Here is a 24,118-nt window from a genome sequence, read left to right as displayed (position 1 = left end):
GCTTGCTGGAGCTCCGCAGCGGCGCCCGGGATTTCCCCCGCACACCGAAAAGATCTCGGAGCTTTTGAGAGGAAACCATGGCTGATCCCCACCACTACCAAGACCGCATGGCACGCGGCGGCGTACAGTCGGGCGCGATGATCGATCAGGGCCTGCGGGCCCATATGCTGAAGGTGTACAACCTGATGGCGCTCGGTCTTGCGATCACCGGCCTGGCTGCCTACGGCACCTATACGGCTGCACTCAACAGCCCCGCATTCGCGCAGGCCATGTATGGCTCGCCGCTTCGCTGGGTCGTGATGCTCGCGCCGATCGCGCTTGTGTTCTTCCTCAGCTTCCGCATCCACAAGATGAGCGTTTCTGCTGCGCAGACGACGTTCTGGATTTATGCGGCGCTGATGGGCCTTTCGCTGTCGTCGATCTTCCTGGTCTATACGGGCCAGAGCATCGTGCAGACCTTCTTCGTCACCGCCGCCTCCTTCGGCGCGCTGTCGCTTTACGGCTACAGCACCAAGAAGGACCTGTCGGCGATGGGTTCGTTCCTGATCATGGGTCTGTTCGGCCTGATCATCGCCTCGATCGTCAACATTTTCCTGGCGTCTTCGGCACTCGGCTTCGCCATCTCCGCGATCGGCGTGCTGATCTTCGCAGGCCTCACCGCCTACGATACGCAGAAGATCAAGGAAATGTATTACGAAGGCAATGACGTCGCCACGACCGGCCGCATGGCCATCATGGGCGCTCTGACCCTGTATCTGGACTTCATCAACCTGTTCCTGTTCATGCTGCGCTTCCTCGGAAACCGCGACTAATCAGGAATACATGGATTAGGAAAGGCGGCCTTCGGGTCGCCTTTTTTGTTGCGGGATTTGGCGCAGCCGCATAGCCTCGAAAACATCCCGCCACCGTGACACCCTGCCATGACTTTTCGCCTGCGCGACGCAACCCCCGCCGACCTTTTCGCGATTACCGAAATCTACCGCGACAGCGTGCTCAACGGCACCGCAAGTTACGAGATCACGCCGCCGGATCAGGCGGAGATGACCGACCGCTTCCAGGCGATCAGGGAAAAGGGCTATCCCTACATCGCTGCCGAAGCGGAAGACGGCATGCTTCTCGGTTATGCCTATGCCTCAGCCTTTCGCACGCGCCCGGCCTATCGCTGGCTGGTGGAGGATTCGATCTATCTGGGCCCACAAGCCCGCGGAAAAGGCGTTGGCAAGGCGCTGTTGAAAGAACTGATCATTCGTTGCGAAGCGCTTGGTTTTCGTCAGATGGCGGCCGTCATCGGCGGCGCCAGCCCGGCCTCGGTCGCCGTCCACAAAAGTCTCGGTTTCGAAATGACCGGCACGATGAACGGCACCGGTTTCAAGCATGGCAAATGGCTGGATACGGTTTTCATGCAGATCGCGCTTGGCGAGGGTACGGAGACCGCACCGGACCCGGCGGCTTATCCCGGCTCGCTTTTTTCCGAATAGGAGCGGTCAGTCGACAAGCTTCAGCACCTTGTCGAACACTTTCAGAACCTGCTGCAGATCGTGACCGCGCTTCAGGATCATGCCATGCGTGTTGACGACGGAATAAGCACCCTGCTTGGCAGCAAGTTTCGGATTTTTTTCGATACGGAAGAGCGGCATCTCGCCGGAGCGCTTGAAGACGGAAAACACCGCCTTCTCCTTGGTATGGTCGATGGCATAGTCTTTCCACTCGCCCTCTCCCACCATGCGCCCGTAGATCCAAAGAATAGCATCCAGCTCACGCCGGTGAAACGTGATGGGCAGCGGATCGCGGTTCTGTTTGTACTGGTTGAGATCGACAACGACGCTACCGTCTTCGGGTTTTGATCCCCTCGGAAAATCCGGCTGATCAGTCATCACGGCTCCAGATCGTCTATTGCAGAGATATGACAGTGTGCCTCAGCAGGCATAAAATGCAAGCCGCAGACGGTTGATGTAGCAAAGCCTTGCAAAATCAAAGGATGTAAATTTTTCTCGCCGCATTTCGGTCAAAACAGTGCCCGAATCCGAAGCGAGATTGGCGTTGTTGGTTGACGCCATCGCGTCAAACAAGCCCGGTCCGGAGCGCTGACCCTTACCCCCAGCCCCCCAACGCCTCGGATCGGGCAACCAACACCCTACCGGGCACAACCAGTGCCGGTTTCTCCTCAGAACAGATCGAGCAGAAGAATATCAGTCGCGCTTGCGGCCGGCCATCAGCACGGTTGCGCCGATGATTTCAGCGGGCTCACCGCCCGTCTTGGAAGACTGCAGGAGAATGGCGCAGCCATCCTTCTTGCCCTTGCCCAAGGTACGCGCCGGCACCGTGATCTTCATGTCCTTGCCATCCCACATGCCGACAGTCTGCACATCGTAGACGCTGTGCCAATATTCCATCTGCTTGCCGGTGTTCTCGCCCTTCTGAACCTCGACCTTTTCCTTCTTGGTGAAATAGGCGATGACGATATCGGCCTTGCCGGTGCCGGGACCGATATTGATATCGATCTCCTCACCGTTCATCGCGGCCTTCACCGGTATGGTCAGGCCCTGGCCCGCGCTTTTCATGCCATCCATCTTCTGGTTGATGGCAGCCAGATCCGTTCCGATCAGGTGATCACGGCCGTTGACGACGGCCTGCGGCGTGTAGACGCCGCTGCGATTGAAGGCATGGGCATAGCCATACTGGCGCTCGGTGTTTTCCTTGGAACTCAGCGTATCGGTCCAGCCGAGATAGTTCCAGTAATCGACGTGATAGGAGAGTGCGACGACATCGCCCTGCTCCACGAGTTTCTTCAACGTGGCATCGGCAGGTGGGCATGAAGCGCAGCCCTGCGAGGTAAAGAGCTCAACGACCCCCTTCGGTTCCGCAATATCGCCGGCAACAGCCATACCTGCATAAAACGGGCAAGCAGAAAACAGGCCGATCAGCAATGCGGCACTACGGACAGTCGGAAACATCGAACAAAACCCTCTTGCGAACCGGAACGTCACGGCGGTGACGGAACGGCCACGCACATCTTCCCCTGCAAAATACTCAATCCATCCGGTCAAACGGAAGTCACAACAGGGTGAGGACCAGATACGTGATCGGTTACCCTGTCATGTTTCCTGATGAGTTGCCATGAATTGCTGAAGATTCCAAGAAGGTCAAAGCAGTTTTAGCAGGCCTTGCGTCAGGTAAACTGCCCCGACCCCCGTCACCACCCAACGCGTCCAGCTGCGGAAATTGGCGTCGGTTATCCGTTGCAGGATGCCGTTTCCGGCGCGCGCGCCGAGTATGGCGATCGGGGCAGCGATCAGCACGGCAATGGCATCGACCGTCGGTAGTTGCGAGGCGGCATCCCAGTAGAAGGCGATCTTGGCGAGATGCGAGAGCGTCTGGATCGAAGCCTTGGTGGCGATGACCTTGCGGCGATCCATCTCCGTGCGGATGAAAAAGATATCGACCGTCGGTCCGGCGACGCCGACGCTGATCGTCATGCCACCGGACAGTACCCCGGCGAGAAATGCATGCGAGGGACGCGAGGCGTCGAGCTTCAGTTTGTTGACCGGCAGCCAGACAAGGATCGGCATCAGACCGACACCGATCAGTACCACCAACAGGTTGGGCGTGTAGCTGGTGATGAACAGGATGAGAGCAGAAACCGCCACACCAGAGCACAGGACGGCAAGGATCTTCCAGTCGATATAGGCGCGTGAAAACCATGCGCGCGAACCGTTCGACACCATCTGGATGACGCCCTGGATCGCGATGGCGGTGCCGACTGGATAAAGGAAAAGCAGCACCCAGAGCAGGATCAACCCGCCAGCCATGCCAAAGATGCCGGAGAGCAGCGACGTCAGGAAGACGGTGACTGCCATCCCGATGAAAATGATGAGGGACAAGGGCGGGAAACCTGAGAAATGCGATGCGGGATTTTAGGCGGGACTTTGGAAAGAAAAACACCCGCCGGATGATCCGGCGGGTGTTGTGTTTTTTACGCGGCGAGATCGCGAAGAACGGTTTGCAGAATGCCGCCATTGTTCATGTAGATGACTTCATCCAGCGTATCGATGCGGCAGAGGATTTTGACGTCCTTCTCCGTGCCATCCGCGTAGCTGATCCTGGCGATCTTCCATTCGCGCGGCTTGATATCGCCTTCAAGGCCCTCGATGGTGACGGTTTCGTCACCCTTGAGGTCGAGCGAGGCCCATGTCGTGCCTTCCTCGAAAGTGAAGGGAACGACGCCCATGCCGACCAGATTGGAGCGGTGGATACGCTCAAAGGACTGAGCGATGACCGCCTTGACACCAAGCAGGTTGGTGCCCTTGGCAGCCCAGTCACGCGAAGACCCGTTGCCATATTCGACACCGGCGAAGATGACCAGCGGCGTGCCTTCATCCTTGTACTTCATCGCAGCGTCGTAAATCGACATCTCTTCCTTGGACGGATAGTGGATCGTGAAGCCACCTTCCTTACCGTTCGGTCCAAGCATGTGATTACGAATGCGGATATTGGCGAAGGTACCGCGCATCATCACTTCGTGATTGCCACGACGCGTGCCGTACTGGTTGAAATCGGCAACGGAGACGCCGTTTTCCGTGAGGTAAGCACCGGCCGGCGAGGACGCCTTGATCGAACCGGCCGGAGAAATGTGGTCGGTGGTGATCTTGTCGCCGAAGAGACCGAGCACGCGGGCGCCCTTGATGTTCTTGAGGCCCGAGCCGGTCTTGCCCATGCCGACGAAATAAGGCGGGTTCTGCACATAGGTCGAGTTGTCGTCCCATGCATAGGTATCGCCATCCGGGATCTGCACCGCCTGCCAGTTCTCATCGCCCTTGAACACGTCGGCATATTTTGTTTCGTACAGTTCGCGGGTGACATATGTCTGGATGAATTCCTGCACCTCGGCCGATGTCGGCCAGACATCCTTGAGGAACACCGGCTGGCCATCGCTTCCCGTTCCGAGCGGTTCCGTCGTCAGGTCCTTCTGCACCGTGCCGGCCAGCGCGTAAGCGACAACCAGCGGCGGCGAAGCCAGATAGTTGGCCTGCACATCCGGCGAGATACGACCTTCGAAATTGCGATTGCCGGAGAGAACACCTGAAACGATCAGACCCTTGTCATTGATCGTCTTGGAAATCGGCGCCGGCAGCGGGCCGGAATTGCCGATGCAGGTGGTGCAGCCGAAACCGACGAGGTTAAAGCCGAGCGCATCGAGATCCGTCTGCAGGCCGGACCTGGCGAGATATTCGCCGACCACCTGGGACCCCGGTGCAAGCGATGTCTTCACCCACGGTGCCGTCTTCAGACCTTTGGCAACCGCGTTGCGGGCGAGAAGACCGGCAGCGATCAGCACGGACGGGTTCGATGTGTTGGTGCAGGAGGTGATGGCGGCAATTGCCACGTCGCCATGGCCGAGATCGAAATCGGTGCCTTCAACCGCATAACGGTTATCGAGCTGACCCGGCTTCTTGTAATCGGCGTCCATCGAACCGGCGAAACCGGAAGCAATGTTTTCGAGCGGAATACGACCTTCGGGACGTTTTGGACCTGCCATGGACGGCACGACATCGCCGAGATCGAGTTCCAGCGTGTCGGTGAACACGAGATCGGAGCCGTCGCCGTCACGCCACATCCCCTGCGCCTTCGAATAGGCCTCGACAAGAGCAATCCGGTCATGGGTGCGGCCGGACATGGTCAGGTAATTGATCGTTTCGCCATCCACCGGGAAGAAACCGCAGGTCGCGCCGTATTCCGGGCCCATATTGCCGATCGTCGCGCGGTCGGCGAGCGGCATGTTGTCCATGCCTGCACCATAGAATTCGACGAACTTGGACACCACGCCATTCTTGCGCAGCATCTGCACGACGGTGAGCACGAGGTCGGTCGCGGTCACGCCTTCCTTCAGCTTGCCGGTCAGCTTGAAGCCGATCACTTCCGGCAACAACATGGAAACCGGCTGGCCGAGCATGGAGGCTTCCGCCTCGATACCGCCGACGCCCCAGCCGAGCACGCCGAGACCGTTGATCATGGTTGTGTGCGAATCCGTACCCACGCATGTGTCGGGATAGGCGACGGTTTCACCGTCTTCCTCGTTGGTCCAGACTGTCTGACCGAGATATTCGAGATTGACCTGGTGACAGATACCCGTGCCGGGGGGCACGACGCGAAAATTCTTGAACGCCTGCTGACCCCATTTGAGGAAGCGATACCGTTCGCCGTTGCGCTGGTATTCAAGTTCCACATTGCGGGAAAAGGCAGTCGGCGTGCCGAATTCATCGACGATCACCGAGTGGTCGATGACGAGATCGACGGGCACGAGCGGATTGATCTTTTCCGGATCGCCGCCGAGCGATTTGATACCGTCACGCATGGCGGCAAGATCGACGACCGCCGGAACGCCGGTAAAGTCCTGCATGAGAACGCGGGCCGGGCGATAGGCGATTTCGGCCTCGGTCAGGCCCTTGTTGTTCAGCCATTCGGCAACAGAGAGAATCTGCTCCTTCGTGACGGACTGGCCGTCTTCGAAGCGCAGCAGGTTTTCCAGCAGCACCTTCATGGAAAAGGGCAATTTGGAAACGCCCGGCAGACCGTTCGCCTCGGCCTTGGGCAGGCTGAAATAGACATAGTCCTTACCGCCAACGGTAAGGACGGAGCGACATTGGAAGCTATCGATAGATTTCGTCACGGAAAACAACCCCGCTGATATCAAGAGCCAACACGCGCGTGCGGACGCCTATGCACTTTTAAATGCACTAAGGATGCGGGTGCGGCCATTTCCGCTGTCCGCACGAGAAGATTTGTGGTCTTCAGGTCCGGCGCCAGGTGGAAATCACGCCGACCGCTGGCGTGGTTGCCATGTATATAGATAGTTTCTAAGAAGCCTTCCAGACCCCATGCCGCAAGTCACGTCAGATTTTTTGGCTGGATGATGAAACACAACGAAAGCCCGCAGATGCGACTGACGGTAGAAGCGCTGAGCGCGAGACGCGGAGAAGACCTTATTTTCAAGGATGTCTCCTTCACCCTCAGCGCCGGCGAGAGCCTGATCCTGACCGGCCGCAATGGTTCGGGAAAATCCACGCTGCTGCGGGCAGTCGCCGGACTGCTGCGCCCGGAAAGCGGTCGTGTGACTTGGGAATCGGACGGTGCAGAGCCCGGCACACGGGCATCGGAAGCCTGCCATTATCTCGGCCATCGCAATGCCATGAAAGCGGAACTGTCTGTCCGGGAAAACCTCGAATTCTGGCAGAACTTCGTTGGCGATTTTGCCGGCGGGCGGGGAATGACGGTCACGGGCGCAGCGGACGCCGTTGGGCTTAGCGGCATCACCCACCTTCCCTTCGGATATCTTTCCGCTGGCCAGCAACGTCGTATGGCCTTTGCCAAACTGCTGGTCGCCTGGCGTCCGGTCTGGATCCTCGACGAACCAACAGCGGCACTTGATGTGAGTGCCGAAAGCGTGTTCACCGCTCTGATAAAGGATCACCTCGGTCACGACGGTATCGTACTCGCGGCCACCCATCAGCCGCTCGGGCTGGAGAATGCGCAGGAATTGAAGATGACGGGCTTTGCCGGCGTGATGGAGAGCATGTGGTGATCGCTCTCCTTCTTCGCGACCTCAAACTTTCAGTCCGCGCCGGTGGTGGCGCGCTGATCGGCGTGTTGTTTTTTACCACCGTCGTTGCCGTCATTCCCTTCGGCGTCGGTCCCGACCTCAACCTTCTGTCCCGTATTGGTCCCGCCATCGTCTGGATCGGCGCGCTTCTTTCGGCGCTGCTTGGCCTCGACCGCATGTTCCAGACCGATCGTGAGGATGGATCGCTCGACCTGATCCTCATGCAGGAACATCCGCTGGCGCTGACCGTGCTGGTCAAATGCCTGGCCCACTGGCTGGGCAACGGCCTGCCGCTGGTGATCGCCTCGCCGCTTCTCGGCCTGTTCATGAACATGGACGAGGTAGCGATCGGCGCGACCATGCTGACGCTTCTGGTCGGCACACCGGCGCTGACCTTTATCGGCGCTGTCGGCGCCGCCGTGGCGGTCGCCCTGCCCCGTGGCGGGTTGCTGGTCTCCATTCTGGTCCTGCCGCTGGCGATCCCGGTGCTGATTTTCGGAGTCAGCGCATCCTATGCCGCCGTGCAGGACCCCGCTCCCTTCATGCCGCCATTCCTGATATTGGTGGCAATCACGATGTTTTTTGCCGTTCTTGGGCCCCTTGGTGCTGCCCTGGCATTGAGAAACGCCGGCGATTGACTAGAAGCAAAGCCACGGCCCGCGACACCAAGTAGAAAGCCCTATGCCCCAGATAGCCGTTTTGACCAAGCTGACAGATCTCGCCAACCCAACGCGGTTTTTGGGCCTGGCGTCGCGTCTTCTTCCCTGGATGGCCGGCATCACCGCCATCCTCTTCGCAATAGGCCTCTATCTGAGCTTTGCCGGCGAAGGCGATTACCAGCAAGGCATGACCGTGCGCATCATGTATGTGCATGTGCCGGCCGCCTGGCTCTCTATGATGTGTTATTCGGTGATGGCAGCGTCGGCCATCGGCACGCTGGTCTGGCGTCATCCGCTGGCAGATGTCAGCCACAAGGCCGCAGCCCCTCTCGGCGCTGCCTTCACGCTGATCGCGCTTGCCACCGGCTCACTCTGGGGCAAGCCGATGTGGGGCACATGGTGGGTGTGGGATGCGCGCCTGACCTCTGTTTTCGTGCTGTTCCTGATGTATCTCGGCCTGATCGCGCTCAACCGCGCCATGGATGATCCGGGCAAGGCCGCGCGTGTTTCGGCCGTCCTGATCCTCGTCGGGTTCGTCAACATCCCGATCATCAAGTTCTCCGTCGACTGGTGGAATACGCTGCACCAACCGGCCAGCGTCATCCGCATGGGCGGCTCGACGATCGACAGCACTTTTCTCTGGCCCCTGCTGATCATGGCTTTTGCCTTCACCATGCTGTTTTTCACGCTGCATATCGCCGCGATGCGTAACGAGATCTGGCGCCGCCGCGTCAGCGCGCAACGCCGCATGGCGGCCCGCATGGCCGGCCAGACTTCGGAAAAGGGTGCGTGACATGACCCATACATTCTATATCGCCATGTCCTATGGCATCGCAGCGCTGATCAGCCTCTGTCTTATCACCTGGGTCTGGCTGGATGGCCGGGCTCGAGCCAAGGAACTGGCGGAACTCGAAGCATCCGGCATTCGCCGCCGCTCCGCCCCGAAGCCGGAAGGCAAAGAGGCATGACCAATAGCTCGCAACCAACGGAACAGAAGCAGCCCGAAGGCGCGCGTCGCGGTTTTGGCCGTTATGCACTGGCGCTCATCCCGCTCGCCGTGTTTGCCGGCTTCGCCGCCGTCGCCGGCAAGATGCTTTACGATCAGGATGTCAACGGCCACGATGTTTCGGCCATCCCTTCTGCACTTCTGGGCCAGAAGGCCCCGTCACTGGCCATGCCCGCGCTTGAAGGCGTCAACCTGCCGGCGCTGACAGATGACGCGATCCGGGGCAAGCTGACGCTGGTCAACGTCTTTGCCTCCTGGTGCGTACCCTGCCGACAGGAACATCCGATCCTGAAAAACCTGGCCGAACAGGGCCAGCTGAACATTGTCGGCATCAACTACAAGGATCGCAACGACAACGCGCTGCGTTTTCTGGGAGAACTCGGCAATCCCTACAAGGCGATCGGCGTCGACCCGAACGGCAAGGCGGCGATCGACTGGGGTGTCTACGGCATTCCGGAAAGTTATCTGGTCGGCCCAGACGGCACGATCCTGTACAAGAAGGTCGGCCCGTTCGACAGCCAAAGCCTGACCAACGGCCTATTGCCGGCGATGGAAAAAGCGCTCTCGAAATCCTGAAAACAGACAGGGCCAGCGCTTCAGGCGGCGGTTATGCTGTGAATGGTGGCAGATCCATCGGTTCTCTGTCGACCTTCGATGACGACGCGGTTACGGCCGGCATCCTTGGCTGCGTAAAGGCAGGAATCGGCACGCGCAATCGCCTCATGAACCGAGCGGTCGTTGCGTGAGACGGCGCAGACGCCAAAACTTGCCGTCACCTTGCGGCGGATGCCGGTCGTTTCCCAGCGCCGGTTTGCAAAGGCGTGGCAGATCACTTCCGCATGCACCCCGCCTTCTGTCAGCGACATGCCGGGCAGGAAGGCCACAAATTCCTCGCCCCCGAACCGCGCGATCAGCGCGCCTTCCGGAAGCTGTCGCCGGAACAGTTCGACCAGAATGGTGATGACCACATCGCCGGCCGCATGGCCGTAATCGTCGTTGACGCGCTTGAAATGGTCGACATCGCTGCAGATGACCACGCCACGCTCACCCAGTTCACCAAGCTCGGCAACGGCGCGATCGAAACCGCGACGGTTGAGCGCATTGGTCAGTGGATCGCGATGCGCGGCATCCTGGTGGCCACCGATGACATCGAGAACCGTTGCAGCGAGCGCCGTCAGCGCCATCAGGAAACCGATGATGCTGGCGCCGACCTGCATGACGAAGGCGTAATCGGATGCCAGAAAGCGCTCGAAGCCGACATAGGTCTGATCCGTCATCACCACCGTCATGGTGACCAGCCGCACGAGCGTCTCCAGAAAGACCAGTCCGACGATACCGAACAGGGCGATATCGATAGGGCGGCGAAGATGTCCCACCACGGTTACAAGCGGCAGCGTCAGAAGAGCCAGGCAGAAGAGATCGCTGGTCATCAGCTCGCCGCGCATGCTGTCGGCGACAAGAATGAAATATCCGGCACACGCCATGCCCGCCGCCCAAAGCGCCATACGTGCTTTGCGAAGGCGCGGGCGGCGGAAGCGCAGAAGAAGGGCGTCGCCGTACAGATAGAACCCGGTAAAGAAGAAGGCATTCGCCAGAACGGCCTGCCCGCGTGCCGGCAGGAAACCAAGCAGCATGGGCGTGGCGAAGCCGAGAGCGGCAGCGATATAACCAAAACCCCAGGCAGGGGCACTGCGGTCGCCCAGACGCGCCATCCCGAGAAACACCAGACCGAAGGTCAGGAAAATGAAGGGCAGAAGATAAGCGAAATTATCCTGGGATTCCATGTCGTCCTCGCGACGCGGCCTAAGGGGCTCATCCCCCTCCACGAACTGACAGTCCGGTTCTATGACGCGACTGTTAACGAAACCTGATTGAGAGACAGCAGATACACGCCCTTTACAGGGCTGACTGCCACTCGCGCACCGCATCCACAGGGGAAATCAGCATAAGGACGTTGAGCGTCAGATTGTCGCGGATCAGATAACCGGTCAGCAACTCGAAAAATATAGCGATCGCCACCGTCATCCATACCGGCAGGCGCGCGGCGATAAAAAAACCGATCGCCATGGACACCGTATCCATCGCCGAGTTCAAAATGCTGTCACCGTTATAACCGAGCGCCATTGTGGCAGAGCGATAACGATCGATGATGATGGGCGAGTTCTCGAGGATTTCCCAGGCAGCCTCGATCAACACCGCCAGCGACAGGCGGGCCGAGATCGGCGCGCGGCGCAGCACCAGCCAGCCGAGACCGTAAAACAGAAACCCGTGTATGATGTGGGAGGGCGTGTACCAGTCGGCGATATGCTGCGAATTGCCGGGCGAATTCACGCCCGGTTCGAACAGTTTTATGTAACCGCATTCGCAGATCGGAATACGGCCCATGACATACAGGATGGCGATCTGCGCGATGAACAGAACGAGCGCGCCGATGAGCCAACGGCGCGATTGGGAGCCCGGTTCGGAAAAGCCCGCCGTCGTCACTTGCCGTTATCCGCCGCCGTGTCTTCGATCGTGTGGCGCATGATCAGAGGCATCTGCGAGAGCGTGAAGGCGATGGTGATCGGCATCGTGCCCCAGACCTTGAAATTGACCCAGAACTGATCGGAGAAATTGCGCCAGACGATTTCGTTGATGACGGCGAGGAACAGGAAAAAGATGCCCCAGCGCAAGGTCAGCTTCTTCCAGCCTTCTGCATCCAGCCGGAAGGCGGCATTGAAGACGTAGCCGAGCAGCGACTTGCCGAACAGGAGACCACCGAGCAGGACGACGCCAAACAGCGTGTTGACGATGGTCGGCTTCATCTTGATGAAGGTCTCGTCCTGCAGCCAGATCGACAACCCGCCAAAGACCATGACCACGACGCCCGAAACGAAGGGCATGACCGGCAGGTGCTTGAAAACGATTTTCGAGACGATCAACGAAATCACGGTCGCGACCATGAACAGCGCGGTCGCGATCAAAAGCGGTCCGCCAATGGCGGTCAGTGCCGGAAATTTTTCCGCCAGCCATTCGCCACGCAGGTTGCCGAAGAAGAATACCAGCAAGGGCCCGATTTCCAGCGCCAGCTTGAGGCCGGGATGCTGCTTCTCTTCCTTGGTCGGCGTGGTGTCGCTTTCGATCTGCATGGCATCCAACTTCTTGTGCGAAACTCAACTGGGTTGTACTGGGCAAGCCAGACACGTTCTTCGTGGCATCAATGCGTCAGACCGGCAATGGCATGCGCGAAATCCTTGGCCTCGAAAGGTTCGAGATCATCCACACCTTCACCAACGCCGATGAAATAGACCGGCAGTTTGTGCTTGGCCGCAATGGCCACAAGAATGCCACCGCGCGCGGTACCGTCGAGCTTGGTCATGATCAGGCCGCTGACACCCGCGACATTGCGGAAAATTTCCACCTGGTTCATGGCGTTCTGGCCGGTCGTGGCATCGAGCGTCTGCAACACGGTATGCGGCGCATCGGGATCGAGCTTGTTCAACACGCGCACGATCTTTTCCAGTTCCGCCATCAGTTCCGTGCGGTTCTGCAGACGGCCGGCGGTATCGATGATCAGCACGTCCGACTTGTTGGCACGTGCCTGTTCGAACGCATCATAGGCAAGACCGGCCGCATCGGCGCCGAGCTTGGTGCCGATAAATTGCGAACCGGTGCGATCCGCCCAGATTTTCAACTGCTCAATCGCGGCTGCGCGAAAGGTATCGCCGGCGGCAAGCATGACCTTCAGGCCGGAACCGGAGAGTTTTGCGGCCAACTTGCCGATCGTGGTGGTCTTGCCGGTGCCGTTGACGCCGACGACGAGAATGACATGCGGCTTGTGATCGAGATCGAGCTGCAGCGGCTTGGCGACCGGCGTCAGCACTTTTGTAATTTCGGCGGACATGATGCGGGATACGTCTTCGCCCGTCACATCCTTGCCGTAGCGCTCGGAAGACAGCGTGTCGGTGATGCGCATGGCGGTTTCGACGCCGAGATCGGCCTGGATCAGCAGGTCTTCCAGTTCTTCGAGTGTCTGCTCGTCGAGCTTGCGCTTGGTGAACAGGGCAGAAATCTGGCCGGTGAGCTGCGAAGAGGTGCGGGCAAGGCCGGCACGCAGGCGCTGGAACCATGTGAGTTTTGCAGGAGCGACAACGGCAACCGGTTCGGCTTCCGGCTTGGCGGTGGAAAAACCTTTGGGAAGGACGGGTGTGGCGGGTGACACGCCTTCGCTTTCGCTCGGGGCGTTCGTTGGTTCACCGCTGGTCTCGGCGGGTGTAGAACCACCCTCCTCTGTCCTGCCGGTCATCTCCCCCTCAGGGGGGGAGATCGAATCGTTGCTCACATCCTGCCTCAAGGCAGACACGACATCCTGGGCGGGCGCCTCATCACCTTTTGCACTTTCAGCAAATGGGGTCGAAGCCGGAACATCCGTGATCTCCCCCCCTGAGGGGGAGATGCCCGGCAGGGCAGAGGGGGGTAGATCCGCACCCTCAACCCGCGCGGTTTCCGCCGCAGCCTCAGCTTCCAGCAAGGACAGCGGCACAACGCCAAGATCAGAGGTCTCTTCAACGCCCGGAAGGATCGCGGCAGGCTCTTCCTCAACCGCCTCCACCACATCGCCAGACGGGCCACCGGCCGTCTCGATCTCCACCGCCGCCACCGGGTCAGCGGCAAGCGGCAGGTCCTCATCGCGCGATTTCGGCTCCAGTTCGGCCTGAACGGCCGCGGCATCCGCCGCCCGATCGGGAGCCGGATGTGCAGCCTGATCCTCGACCGGCTTGTCGCCGAAGGTGAAGACACGTTTGATGAAGCTCAATGCCATAAAAGATATCCGTTCCGGTCAGGCCGCCTGCTCGTGACGAGCATCGGCCACGACGGCCATGTCGAGATGTTTGCCGTTGTGCCCTGTTATCATAACGCGCTTGAAGTCGCGGGGAATAAGCGTTGGGGCCGCAACCAGCGAAAAGTTTTCCGTATGCGCCATGCCGTTGTTTTCGACGATGATCACCTGTTCGGTTCCGACCATGCGGTCGAGATGGGCGCGGTGCAGCACCTCTCCACGGGCGCGCAGTCGGCTAGCACGGTCCTTGACCAGCGCGCGATCGACCTGCGGCATGCGGGCGGCGGGCGTGCCGGGGCGCGGACTGTAAGGGAAGACGTGCAGGAAGGAGATGCCGGCCTCTTCGGCAAGCGTGGCCGCGCCTTCGAACATTTCCTCCGTTTCCGTCGGGAAACCGGCGATCATATCCGCACCGAAGGCGATATCGGGCCGCAGGCGGCGGGCCTGCTCGGTAAATGCCAAGGCTTCGGCGCGGCTGTGACGGCGTTTCATGCGCTTCAAAATCATGTCATCCCCATGCTGCAGGGACAGATGCAGATGCGGCATGAAACGCGGTTCGTCGGCAATCAGATCCCAAAGATGATTGTCGGCCTCGATACTGTCGATCGATGACAGGCGCAGGCGACGAATTTCGGGGACCTGTTTCAGCAGCGTTTTAGCGAGATAACCAAGCGTCGGGCTGCCTGGCAGATCGGCGCCATAGCTGGTGGCATCGACACCGGTCAGCACGATTTCGCGATAACCGCTTTCCGTGAGTTTTCGCGCCTGCTCGACCACAGCGCCCATGGGCACCGAGCGGGAATTGCCGCGACCATAAGGGATGATGCAGAAGGTGCAGCGGTGATCGCAGCCGTTCTGTACCTGGATGAAGGCGCGCACATGGCCATCGATATGCTTGACCATTTGCGGCGCGGTCGCCTTGACGCTCATGATATCGTTGACGCGCAGCTTTTCTTCCGACGACACGCCGAAATCCGGCAGGGCGCGATAGGATGTGCTTTTCAGCTTTTCCTCATTGCCCAACACCATGTCGACTTCCGCCATCTCGGCAAAGGTCCCGCTTTCCGTTTGCGCGGCGCAGCCGGTGACGATGATGCGGGCATGCGGATTTTCGCGGCGGACACGACGGATAGCCTGACGCGCCTGACGCACCGCCTCGCCTGTGACGGCACAGGTATTGACCAGAACGGCATTGTTGAGGCCAGCCTTTTCGGCTTCGGCCCGCATCACTTCCGATTCATAGGTGTTCAGCCGACAGCCGAAGGTGATGACCTCGACGCCGCTCAATTCACCCTCGCTTCGGGCTCTTCGTCGCGAACAAAAATGCCGGTGACGGGATCGACCTTGCCGGACCATTCCCATTCGGCAGGGCCGGTCATGACGACGTGGTCGTCTTCCCGCCATTCGATGACCAGCGGCTGGCGGGTCGGAGCCGTCGCGACATCGATCGTAACGGTGCGGCCGGTGCGCCCCGTGCGGGCAGCCGATACGCCAGCGGCACAGGCGGCGGAACCGCAGGCAAGCGTCAGGCCCGCGCCGCGTTCCCACGTGCGGGTGCGCAGGGCATCGCCGGCAATGACCTGTGCCAGCGTGATATTGGCCTTTTCCGGAAACATCGGATGGTTTTCCAGCATCGGGCCAAACCGTTCGAGACAGAAGGTCATCGGGTCCTGATCGACCCAGAAAATCGCATGCGGATTGCCGATCGACATGGCCGAGGGCGAATGCAGCACGGGTGCATCGATCGGGCCGATCTGAAGTTCGATACGGCTCGTGTCGAAAAACTCTTCCGCCAGCGGGATCCTGTCCCAGGCGAAAACGGGCTTGCCCATATCGACCGAGATCGTGCCATCTGCATGCTCCTGCGCATTCAGGATGCCGGCGACCGTCTGGAAGGTGAACGTCTTGCGGCCAGTCTCGGCGCTGAGCGCCTGCACGACACAGCGGGTGCCGTTGCCGCAGGCCTGCGCCTTGGTGCCGTCGCAGTTCAGGATATCGATCCAGGCATCTGTGCCATCGGCCCGCGGATCATGGATGGCCATGATCTGGTCGAACTGCGTGGCCGGATCGGCATTGAGCGCGATCGCGGCAGCCGGCGTCACCATGTCGGCGCGACCGCGCATGTCGACAACGAGGATCTTGTTGCCAAGCCCGTTCATCCGCGCGAATTCGACCTGTCCTGTCATGATGCTGATCCATTCCCGGGCGCTGCGCCCCTATCTTCAAGGCGTATATGGCCGAAAGCGTTGGGAATTACCAGTGGTGACGGATGGCCGGCGGTTACCCGAAAATCCGTTCCACCAGCCCATGCACGCGGCGGAAGGCGGCCTTGGCGCCCTCGGCGGCTTCGATCTCTTCCGCTTGCGACATCGGCAGGTCGTTATAGGCCGAAACGAAATTTCGCCAGTGCAGGCCGCGCCCTTCCGGATGACCGGCAAGATGGCGGGCGCCGAAATCGTCCGACAGATCCAGCTTGATCGCTTCCTTGCGCAGGAAGGCGGCGCCGAGATTGGAGCCTTCGGCGACATAAACCCAGCCGAGTGCTGCGGCAGGGCTGAGAGGTCCGGTGGTGGAGGAGAGTTTTTCCGCCACGCCACCGAGATCGACAATATCCTGACGCAGGGCGTCCAGACGGCAGCGATCGGCAAGGCCCGGAAGCTTTCCATTCAGATCTGCCGACGCATAAAGCGGTGCGACATCGGCATGGAAATGATGCTGGACCTCAAGGAACAGCGCATAGCGCTCGCGGCTGGCAAAAGGCTCCGCCCGCATGATGCGCTTGTCCAGCGTGTCATGTGTTCCCGTCGTCAACGCCTTCAGCCGCTGGATGCGGGTGGCCTCGGTCGGGCGTTCGAGTTCGATCAGCATTTCTTGTCCCTCACACTCATGTTTCGCATGAAGCAAATCAACATGGGTGTCGTCAAGTGCGCGTGGTGGCGGATTGAGATGCAGGCACGTCAAAAATCTCGCCCGGCCGCATGGGACGGAAACGCTCACGGGGGATCTTGCGTGTATCGAGCGCGATATGAAGCGCCTCTACCGGCTGTTCGATACCTTCATTGGTGAGCTTTACCGTACCCCAGTGATGGCCGGCCACAAAAGCGGCGTCGCAAAGCAACATGCCTTCCACCGCCTCTTTCGGGTTCTGGTGCTGCGGCGCCATGAACCAGCGCGGCTCGTAGGCGCCAAAAGGCAGGTTGGCGAGGCGGAAACCGCCATGCTTTTCCTTCGCCGCACGATAATTGATGCCGCTGTGAAAACCGGTATCGCCGATGGGATAGATTTTTCCCGCCGGGGTTTCGAACACGAAGGCTGCCCAAAGCGCCTGTCGGCGGTCATTCAGACCACGTGCCGACCAGTGATGGCAGGGTTCGCAATGGAAGATAATACCGGGCGCGACGGTTTCCTGACCACCCCAATCCATTACCGTGATTTTTGCATCCGGAACCTTGCTGCGGATGATGGCGTCATTGCCGAGAGGGGTAATGAAATGCGGCTTGTCGCGGCCCTGCAGCACCCAAAGGGTTTCGAGATCGAGATGGTCGTAATGATTGTGGGTGACAAGCACGATATCGATCGGCGGCAGATCACCGATGCGAATGCCGGGCGGGTTGACGCGTTTCGGGCCGGTCCAGTTGAACGGGCTGGTGCGCTCCGACCAGACGGGATCGGTGAGGATATTGAGGCCGGCGACCTGTATGAGCATGGAAGCATGGCCGACCATGGTAACGACGAGGCGGTCGCCGCTGACGCGGGTTTCCGGCATGGCCTGCGGAAACGGGCTGGCAAATGTTTCGGGCCAGGGAATGTTACCGTTGCCGAGTTTCCAGCGCAGCAGATCCATCATGCCCGCCGGTTCTTCGCCATTCGGATTGAAGAAATGCGTGCCGTCGAAATGATCCGAGACGGGACCGCTGTAATATTTGTTGCCAGCCATGGCGCTCCTTGCCGTCACACCACCGGCAAGCGCGGCGATGGCAGCAAGACCGGTCCATTTGAAAAAATTGCGACGGTTCATGACGGGCTATGTAAGGGTTGAGTTTGGAGGAACAATATCTTGCTGGTTACGAGCTGACGATTTCTAATCGACACCGGTGCCCCGCTGTTCTGCTGCGATTTCACCCCGATCAAAAGACATAGGCGATGGCGGCTCTTTTTCGGGTGCTTTGAGAACTTTGGCAAGCGCCATTCCGATAGCCTGTTCCATGGTTTTGGCGCCGTACATGCGCTTCACCTCGTTTGCGAGCGCCAGGACTTCTGCGTCATGAATAGTGAAACCCATGCTAATCCTCCTCCACCAGAGAATTGCCGTTTCGGAAAGATAGCGTTGTTTGATACCGCTGCCCATAGCCCAAATCCGGCCCTTCCCTTGACTCTGCGCCCCACTTCATGTTTAAGCCCGGCAACCTGCTGACAAGTCACGACTTGGAGCCGCCGACCGGGGCCGACATATTGAGCCCGGAGGTCAACATCCGACAGCGCGTTGCGCCCTCGGGTGCTTTTTGGCTTTGCGCGCGCCTTGGCGTCTTGTTTTCAGCGGTAAAAGACCCGACGTTTCCGGGCACCCGGAAACGAAGAAGGAAGTTGCGATGTTTGAGAACCTGCAGGACCGTCTTGGCTCCATTCTGAATGGACTGACCGGCCGTGGCGCGTTGAGCGAGGCGGATGTTTCCGCAGCGCTCCGTGAGGTTCGCCGTGCACTTCTGGAAGCCGACGTCGCGCTCGAAGTCGTTCGCGCCTTCACCGACAAAGTGCGTGAAAAGGCCGTCGGCGCCGAGGTTCTGAAGTCGATCAAGCCCGGCCAGATGGTCGTCAAGATCGTTCATGACGAACTGGTCGAGATGCTGGGTTCGGAAGGCGTCGGCATCAGCCTGGCAGCCGCCGCCCCCGTCGTTATCATGATGGTCGGCTTGCAGGGCTCGGGTAAAACCACGACCACCGGCAAGATCGCCAAGCGGCTCACCGACCGCGAAAAGAAAAAGGTGCTGATGGCGTCGCTCGATACGCGCCGCCCGGCAGCCCAGGAACAGTTGCGCCAGTTGGGCGTGCAGACAGGCGTCGATACGCTGCCGATCATCGCCGGCCAGTCGCCGACCGATATCGCCGCGCGCGCCGTGCAGGCCGCAAAACTCGGCGGCCATGACGTCGTCATCCTCGACACCGCCGGCCGCACGCATATCGACGAACCGCTGATGGCCGAAATGGCGGAGATCAAGCGGAAGTCCAATCCGCATGAAATCCTGCTCGTTGCCGATAGCCTGACCGGTCAGGACGCCGTCAATCTCGCCCGCAATTTCGATGAACGCGTCGGCATTACCGGCCTCGTTCTGACCCGCATGGACGGCGATGGCCGTGGCGGTGCAGCGCTTTCGATGCGCGCCGTTACCGGCAAGCCGATCAAGCTGATCGGTGTCGGCGAAAAGATGACGGAGATGGAGGAATTCCATCCCCGCCGTATCGCTGACCGTATTCTCGGCATGGGCGATATCGTTTCGCTGGTCGAAAAGGCTGCCGAAAACATCGACGCCGAAAAGGCGGCTGCCATGGCCGCCAAGATGGCCAAGGGCAAGTTCGACCTCAACGATCTCGCCGACCAGCTGCGCCAGATGAAATCGCTCGGCGGCATGGGTGGCATCATGGGCATGATGCCGGGCATGGCCGGCATGAAGGACAAGCTCGCCGCATCCGGCATGAACGATAAGATGTTCGACCGCCAGATCGCCATCATCTCCTCGATGACCAAGGCTGAGCGCGCCAACCCGGACATGCTGAAACATTCCCGCAAGAAGCGCATCGCCGCCGGCTCTGGCACGGATGCGGCGGAAATCAACAAGCTTCTGAAAATGCACCGCCAGATGGCCGACATGATGAAAATGATGGGCGGCAAGGGCAAGGGCGGCATGATGAAGCAGATGATGGGCGGCCTTGCCTCCAAGATGGGCATGGGTGGAATGGGCGGCATGCCCGACCTTTCCAAGCTCGACCCGAAACAGCTCGAAGCCCTGCAGAAGCAGGCCGAAGCCGCGGGTTTGAAGCCGGGTGGCGGCCTGCCGGGTGGTCTTCCGGGCGGACTTCCGGGTTTGGGCGGCGGTGGCCTGCCGGGTCTCGGTGGTTTCCCGGGCCTGCCGGGTCTGCCGGGCAAGAAGAAATAAGAGGGAGCGCGAAGAATGGTTGACCCGCAAGTGAAGGCAAAGCTTCTGAGCTACCGCCAGTCGATCGACAATATCGACGCGGCGCTGGTGCACATGCTGGCCGAACGTTTTCGCTGCACCAAGGAAGTGGGCCACCTCAAGGCTCAATACGATTTGCCGCCGGCTGACCCGGCGCGTGAAGAATTCCAGATCGAACGCCTTCGCCAGTTGGCGAAGGATGCCAATCTGGACCCGGATTTCGCGGAAAAGTTCCTGAACTTCGTCATCAAGGAAGTCATCAGGCACCATGAAGCGATTGCCGCCGAACATGGCGGCGCCAAAGAGACTGCATAACCAAGTTTTCAAGACACGGCCCGCCGGATGGCGGCCCAAACCTAGGAGAATAACAATGTCCCTGAAGATTCGTCTGGCCCGCGGTGGTTCCAAGAAGCGTCCTTACTACACCGTCGTTCTGGCTGACGCCCGTTCGCCGCGCGACGGCCGCTTCCTGGAGAAGCTCGGTTCCTGGAACCCGATGCTGGCCAAGGACAACCCGGCCCGTATCGAACTGAACGCCGAGCGCATCCAGCATTGGATTGCCAACGGTGCACAGCCGACCGACCGCGTTCTGCGCTTCCTGGCCGACGCCAATATCGCGACCCGCGAAGCCAAGAACAACCCGGAAAAGGCAAAGCCGGGCAAGAAGGCAACCGAGCGCGCCGCTGAAAAGGCTCAGAAGATCGAAGACGCCAAGGCAGCTGCTGCCGAAGCCGCCGCTTCTGCTGAATAATCTTTTCCGACCGCAAGGTTGAGAAAGTTACGGGTGGCATGGCAACATGCCGCCCGTTTCCTTTTGCGAGATCGGCGACACGATAACGGCGCTTGCCCGACAATCTCTGCCGCCGTAAAAGACCGAAAACGACACGAAGGATCGGCACGCCCGTATGGCCAAGCTTGAAAACCCAATCCTGATGGCCACGATCGGCGCGGCGCAGGGCCTGCGCGGCGAAGTACGCGTGCGTCCGTTTACCGAAGATCCGATGGCGATCGGCGATTACGGCAACCTGCGCAGCGAAGATGGTCGCGTGTTCGAGATCCTCGACCTGCGCGAAGCCAAGAACGTCGTGGTCGTGCGCTTTCGCGGCATCAACGACCGCAATGCGGCGGAAGCGCTCAACGGACTGGAACTGTTCATCGACCGCGACAACCTGCCGGACGACGAACTGGAAGAAGACGAATTTTATTATGCCGATCTCGAAGGCCTGGAGGCCGTCGATGCCGAAGGCAAGAGTTACGGCAAGGTGACGGCCGTGCATGATTTTGGCGCCGGCGACCTCTTGGAACTGAAAGGTCCGGGCCGTCGCCCTGCACTGATCCCGTTTTCCGAAGCCGCCGTTTTGGAAATCGATCTTGAAGGTGGTCGCCTTCTTATCGATCCGATGGCGGCCGGCCTGATCGAGGACCCCAATGAGGGCAAGGGCCAGGACGGCTTTCCCGGCGGCAAGTGAACGATGACCTTTCGCGCCACCATCCTGACGCTTTACCCCGAAATGTTTCCCGGGCATCTCGCAACCTCGCTGGCCGGCAAGGCCGCCGTGCGTGGCGAATGGTCGGTTGAACCCGTGCAGATCCGCGACTTTGCGGAGGATAAACACCGCACCGTCGATGACACGCCAGCCGGCGGTGGCGCCGGCATGGTGCTGAAGCCAGATATTCTGGCGAAGGCGATCGACTCCGTCGCAGCAGACAACCGTCCCCGTCTGCTGATGAGCCCGCGTGGAAAACCGCTGACGCAGGCACGCGTGCGTGAACTGGCAGCCGGCGATGGCGTCGTCATCGTCTGCGGCCGTTTCGAAGGCGTCGACCAGCGGGTGATCGATGGCCGCGAACTCGAGGAAATCTCGATCGGCGACTATATTCTGTCGGGCGGCGAGCCGGCGGCGCTGATCCTGCTCGATGCGGTGGTGCGCATCCTGCCGGGCGTGATGGGCAATGTACTCTCCGGCACGCATGAAAGTTTCGAGACCGGCATGCTGGAACACCCGCATTATACCCGGCCGCAGGTGTTCGAAGGTCAGGAAATCCCGGCGGTCCTGACGTCCGGCAACCATGCCGCCATCGAAAAATGGCGGCAGCAGCAGGCGCTGAAACTGACAAAAGAGCGCCGCCCGGACCTGTTGGACTGACACCGCGCCTCAACCGGCGTTCAACGTGCCGGAAACCCGGTCTTTCCGTCATAAAAATGCAACCGACGGGATGACAAGCGGCCGCCTTTGGTGTATTGGCGCGCTCGGACATGGGCAAACGCCCGTAACCGACAAGCAAAGAATGGCGAACCCGCTCTGCCCACAAGGCTGATCCGGCGGCATTGACCGACAAGGTCATGACCAAGGGATGATCATCGAGCGCTCTGGCTGTTTCAGAAAAACGAGAGAGTTACATCGATGAACATCATCCAGCAGCTTGAGGCCGAACAGGCCGCCAAGATCGAAGCACAGCGCACGCTTCCGGAATTCGCTCCGGGCGACACCGTTCGCGTCAACGTACGCGTCAAGGAAGGCGCCCGTACCCGTGTACAGGCTTACGAAGGCGTCTGCATCGCTCGTTCGGGCGGCGGCATCAACGAGAGCTTCACGGTTCGCAAGATTTCCTACGGTGAAGGCGTCGAGCGCGTATTCCCGGTTTACTCGCCGCTGGTCGAAGGCGTCGAAATCGTTCGCCGCGGTAAGGTCCGTCGCGCCAAGCTGTACTACCTGCGCGATCGTCGCGGCAAGTCGGCTCGTATCGTTGAAAACACCGGTACGCGCGCCCGCAAGCTGAACGAAGCCGAACGCGCTGCAGCTGCCGAGGAAAAGGCACGTCTGGAAGCCGAAAAGGTAGCAGCAGCACAGGCACTGGCCGCCGAAAAGGCAGCTCAGGAAGCCGCTGAAGCCAAGGCTGCAGAAGAAGCAGCTGCTGCAAAGGCAGCAGAAGCTTCTGCCGAATAAGATTTGCCGTCATGGCATGATGAAAAGGCGGCCTTCGGGTCGCCTTTTTTATTGCCGTCATGACAAAAGTTAAAAATTGCGGGTGAGCCCGCGTTTGGCGGGAACTCTTGGGCGCTTTCCGCATTTTTCGCTCTGGATTGCCAACCGGAGCTTTTTCCCGTGAAGCCGATCGTCGCCGTACCGTTGAAACTCGCAACCTGCCTCTCCCTGGGTGTCGCTGGCGTAATCGGCGCGGTCTATGCGGCCTCCTTCGTGATCACCGATTACACACCGCATCATTTTGCCCACATGGATGCACCCTTGTGGACCGACAAACCGGTTGTCGTCGATCGCAGCACGCAGCAGCTTGAACGGCTGCCGGCACTTGTTGCAGCCGCAGACATGCCCGCTCAGGAAAACCCGCTCGGCGGCGAGATCGACAGCATTGCCAATGCGGTACCGCCGCAACGATCGGCCGATCGTCTTGAACTGGCCTCATCCCAAAATGACGATCCGATGTTCGAGGGCGCGCAAGCGACAATGGGCGGCCAGGCCGATGGCAGCCTGATCGAATTGAGCGCCGCCCATATCGACTGGTGTTTTGCCCAGTACCGATCCTACCGCATCGAGGACAACAGCTATCAGCCGTTCGATGCGCCGGAACGCCGTGAGTGCCAATCGCCACATGAAGGCGGCATGCCTGTCGCGGATACATCCGGCACGAATGATGCCGCCATGCCGGTGGATACCGCGCAGGGGATCATGGCCGAACAGCCAATGATGGCCGAAGAACCGCAGATGATCGCGGATTCCGGCAGCGTCGATACCGGCTGGTGTTTTGCGCAATACCGCTCCTATCGCGCGGAAGACAATACGTACCAGCCCTATGATGGCGGGCCGCGTCGCCAGTGCGTGCCAAGAGAGCGCAGCTACTGACACC

General features: G+C 60.0%; 27 protein-coding genes. 14 read left to right on the top strand and 13 right to left on the bottom strand.

The features are described 5' to 3' along the window. Positions 1-77 precede the first annotated feature (77 nt). A complete protein-coding gene (locus J2T09_RS10800) occupies positions 78-812 on the top strand; it encodes a Bax inhibitor-1/YccA family protein (RefSeq protein ID WP_306834147.1) in 735 nt (244 codons plus the stop codon). 108 nt (positions 813-920) lie between these two features. Continuing rightward, positions 921-1,478 carry a GNAT family N-acetyltransferase gene (locus tag J2T09_RS10795; protein ID WP_306834145.1) on the top strand — a complete coding sequence of 186 codons (558 nt, stop codon included), beginning with the start codon at positions 921-923 and terminating at the stop codon, positions 1,476-1,478. 6 nt (positions 1,479-1,484) lie between these two features. On the opposite strand, the gene J2T09_RS10790 is transcribed toward J2T09_RS10795, so the two are convergent. From J2T09_RS10790 to acnA, 4 genes are all read right to left on the bottom strand, one after another. Next, positions 1,485-1,874: a DUF2794 domain-containing protein gene (locus tag J2T09_RS10790; RefSeq protein ID WP_306834143.1), complete on the bottom strand. Its 390-nt coding sequence runs from the start codon at positions 1,872-1,874 to the stop codon at positions 1,485-1,487. Between the two features lie 315 nt (positions 1,875-2,189). Beyond that, positions 2,190-2,885 (bottom strand): DUF1223 domain-containing protein, encoded by a 696-nt coding sequence (locus J2T09_RS10785; protein ID WP_306834529.1) that lies wholly within the window; start codon positions 2,883-2,885, stop codon positions 2,190-2,192. A 258-nt stretch (positions 2,886-3,143) separates the two neighbouring features. Next, entirely contained in the window at positions 3,144-3,881 is a 738-nt protein-coding gene (locus tag J2T09_RS10780) for a sulfite exporter TauE/SafE family protein (RefSeq protein WP_306834142.1), read from the bottom strand. Positions 3,882-3,973: 92 nt separating this feature from the next. Beyond that, complete coding sequence (gene acnA / locus J2T09_RS10775) at positions 3,974-6,667, bottom strand: aconitate hydratase AcnA (RefSeq protein WP_306834140.1); 2,694 nt, start codon at positions 6,665-6,667, stop codon at positions 3,974-3,976. A 267-nt stretch (positions 6,668-6,934) separates the two neighbouring features. On the opposite strand from acnA, the gene ccmA reads away from it, so the two are divergent. From ccmA to J2T09_RS10750, 5 genes are read left to right on the top strand one after another with little or no spacing between them, the layout of a single operon-like run. After that, positions 6,935-7,579, top strand: coding sequence for a heme ABC exporter ATP-binding protein CcmA (ccmA, locus tag J2T09_RS10770; RefSeq protein ID WP_306834138.1), 645 nt, complete (start codon positions 6,935-6,937; stop codon positions 7,577-7,579). Continuing rightward, positions 7,576-8,235, top strand: coding sequence for a heme exporter protein CcmB (gene ccmB / locus J2T09_RS10765; protein ID WP_306834136.1), 660 nt, complete (start codon positions 7,576-7,578; stop codon positions 8,233-8,235). The genes ccmA and ccmB overlap by 4 nt, the downstream gene beginning before the upstream one ends. Positions 8,236-8,278: 43 nt before the next feature. Then, the gene (locus J2T09_RS10760; RefSeq protein WP_306834134.1) at positions 8,279-9,049 is read left to right on the top strand and encodes a heme ABC transporter permease; all 771 of its coding nucleotides are present in this window, start codon (positions 8,279-8,281) and stop codon (positions 9,047-9,049) included. A gap of 1 nt (position 9,050) precedes the next feature. Next, the gene (gene ccmD / locus J2T09_RS10755) at positions 9,051-9,224 is read left to right on the top strand and encodes a heme exporter protein CcmD (RefSeq protein ID WP_306834132.1); all 174 of its coding nucleotides are present in this window, start codon (positions 9,051-9,053) and stop codon (positions 9,222-9,224) included. After that, on the top strand, positions 9,221-9,838 hold the full coding sequence (locus tag J2T09_RS10750; protein ID WP_306834130.1) for a DsbE family thiol:disulfide interchange protein: 618 nt from the start codon (positions 9,221-9,223) through the stop codon (positions 9,836-9,838). Before ccmD ends, J2T09_RS10750 begins: the two co-directional genes overlap by 4 nt. A gap of 20 nt (positions 9,839-9,858) precedes the next feature. Here the strand turns inward: J2T09_RS10750 and J2T09_RS10745 are convergent, their stop codons facing one another. The 9 genes from J2T09_RS10745 to J2T09_RS10705 all read right to left on the bottom strand — a co-directional run bounded on the left by J2T09_RS10745 (position 9,859) and on the right by J2T09_RS10705 (position 18,429). Next, the gene (locus tag J2T09_RS10745) at positions 9,859-11,046 is read right to left on the bottom strand and encodes a GGDEF domain-containing protein (protein ID WP_306834128.1); all 1,188 of its coding nucleotides are present in this window, start codon (positions 11,044-11,046) and stop codon (positions 9,859-9,861) included. A 112-nt stretch (positions 11,047-11,158) separates the two neighbouring features. Beyond that, positions 11,159-11,746: a DUF2585 domain-containing protein gene (locus tag J2T09_RS10740; protein ID WP_306834126.1), complete on the bottom strand. Its 588-nt coding sequence runs from the start codon at positions 11,744-11,746 to the stop codon at positions 11,159-11,161. Further along, positions 11,743-12,390, bottom strand: a complete 648-nt coding sequence (locus J2T09_RS10735; RefSeq protein ID WP_306834124.1) for a septation protein A — start codon at positions 12,388-12,390, stop codon at positions 11,743-11,745. Before J2T09_RS10735 ends, J2T09_RS10740 begins: the two co-directional genes overlap by 4 nt. Positions 12,391-12,458: 68 nt before the next feature. Continuing rightward, complete coding sequence (gene ftsY, locus J2T09_RS10730; protein WP_306834121.1) at positions 12,459-14,063, bottom strand: signal recognition particle-docking protein FtsY; 1,605 nt, start codon at positions 14,061-14,063, stop codon at positions 12,459-12,461. 18 nt (positions 14,064-14,081) lie between these two features. Further along, positions 14,082-15,368 carry a tRNA (N(6)-L-threonylcarbamoyladenosine(37)-C(2))-methylthiotransferase MtaB gene (mtaB, locus tag J2T09_RS10725; RefSeq protein ID WP_306834119.1) on the bottom strand — a complete coding sequence of 429 codons (1,287 nt, stop codon included), beginning with the start codon at positions 15,366-15,368 and terminating at the stop codon, positions 14,082-14,084. Continuing rightward, positions 15,365-16,267 carry a diaminopimelate epimerase gene (dapF, locus tag J2T09_RS10720; protein WP_306834117.1) on the bottom strand — a complete coding sequence of 301 codons (903 nt, stop codon included), beginning with the start codon at positions 16,265-16,267 and terminating at the stop codon, positions 15,365-15,367. Before dapF ends, mtaB begins: the two co-directional genes overlap by 4 nt. A 94-nt stretch (positions 16,268-16,361) precedes the next feature. After that, positions 16,362-16,949: a biliverdin-producing heme oxygenase gene (locus J2T09_RS10715; RefSeq protein ID WP_306834115.1), complete on the bottom strand. Its 588-nt coding sequence runs from the start codon at positions 16,947-16,949 to the stop codon at positions 16,362-16,364. A 52-nt stretch (positions 16,950-17,001) separates the two neighbouring features. Further along, the gene (locus tag J2T09_RS10710; RefSeq protein ID WP_306834113.1) at positions 17,002-18,099 is read right to left on the bottom strand and encodes an MBL fold metallo-hydrolase; all 1,098 of its coding nucleotides are present in this window, start codon (positions 18,097-18,099) and stop codon (positions 17,002-17,004) included. Positions 18,100-18,162: 63 nt separating this feature from the next. Continuing rightward, on the bottom strand, positions 18,163-18,429 hold the full coding sequence (locus tag J2T09_RS10705) for a hypothetical protein (RefSeq protein WP_306834111.1): 267 nt from the start codon (positions 18,427-18,429) through the stop codon (positions 18,163-18,165). Between the two features lie 241 nt (positions 18,430-18,670). On the opposite strand from J2T09_RS10705, the gene ffh reads away from it, so the two are divergent. The 7 genes from ffh (at position 18,671) to J2T09_RS10670 (ending at position 24,114) form a co-directional block, all read left to right on the top strand. Beyond that, a complete protein-coding gene (gene ffh, locus J2T09_RS10700) occupies positions 18,671-20,233 on the top strand; it encodes a signal recognition particle protein (RefSeq protein ID WP_306834108.1) in 1,563 nt (520 codons plus the stop codon). 15 nt (positions 20,234-20,248) lie between these two features. After that, positions 20,249-20,566 (top strand): chorismate mutase, encoded by a 318-nt coding sequence (locus J2T09_RS10695; RefSeq protein WP_306834107.1) that lies wholly within the window; start codon positions 20,249-20,251, stop codon positions 20,564-20,566. A gap of 55 nt (positions 20,567-20,621) precedes the next feature. After that, on the top strand, positions 20,622-21,002 hold the full coding sequence (rpsP, locus tag J2T09_RS10690; protein ID WP_112728913.1) for a 30S ribosomal protein S16: 381 nt from the start codon (positions 20,622-20,624) through the stop codon (positions 21,000-21,002). A 154-nt stretch (positions 21,003-21,156) separates the two neighbouring features. After that, positions 21,157-21,720 (top strand): ribosome maturation factor RimM, encoded by a 564-nt coding sequence (rimM, locus tag J2T09_RS10685; RefSeq protein WP_306834105.1) that lies wholly within the window; start codon positions 21,157-21,159, stop codon positions 21,718-21,720. Between the two features lie 3 nt (positions 21,721-21,723). Beyond that, positions 21,724-22,398: a tRNA (guanosine(37)-N1)-methyltransferase TrmD gene (gene trmD / locus J2T09_RS10680; protein WP_306834103.1), complete on the top strand. Its 675-nt coding sequence runs from the start codon at positions 21,724-21,726 to the stop codon at positions 22,396-22,398. Between the two features lie 258 nt (positions 22,399-22,656). Continuing rightward, positions 22,657-23,199 carry a 50S ribosomal protein L19 gene (gene rplS, locus J2T09_RS10675; protein WP_306834101.1) on the top strand — a complete coding sequence of 181 codons (543 nt, stop codon included), beginning with the start codon at positions 22,657-22,659 and terminating at the stop codon, positions 23,197-23,199. A gap of 159 nt (positions 23,200-23,358) precedes the next feature. After that, positions 23,359-24,114: a BA14K family protein gene (locus tag J2T09_RS10670; protein WP_306834099.1), complete on the top strand. Its 756-nt coding sequence runs from the start codon at positions 23,359-23,361 to the stop codon at positions 24,112-24,114. The last annotated feature ends 4 nt before the right edge of the window (positions 24,115-24,118 follow it).

Source organism: Neorhizobium huautlense, from assembly GCF_030811685.1.
Taxonomy (GTDB): domain Bacteria; phylum Pseudomonadota; class Alphaproteobacteria; order Rhizobiales; family Rhizobiaceae; genus Neorhizobium; species Neorhizobium huautlense_A.
This window is presented reverse-complemented; position numbering and strand designations above follow the sequence as displayed.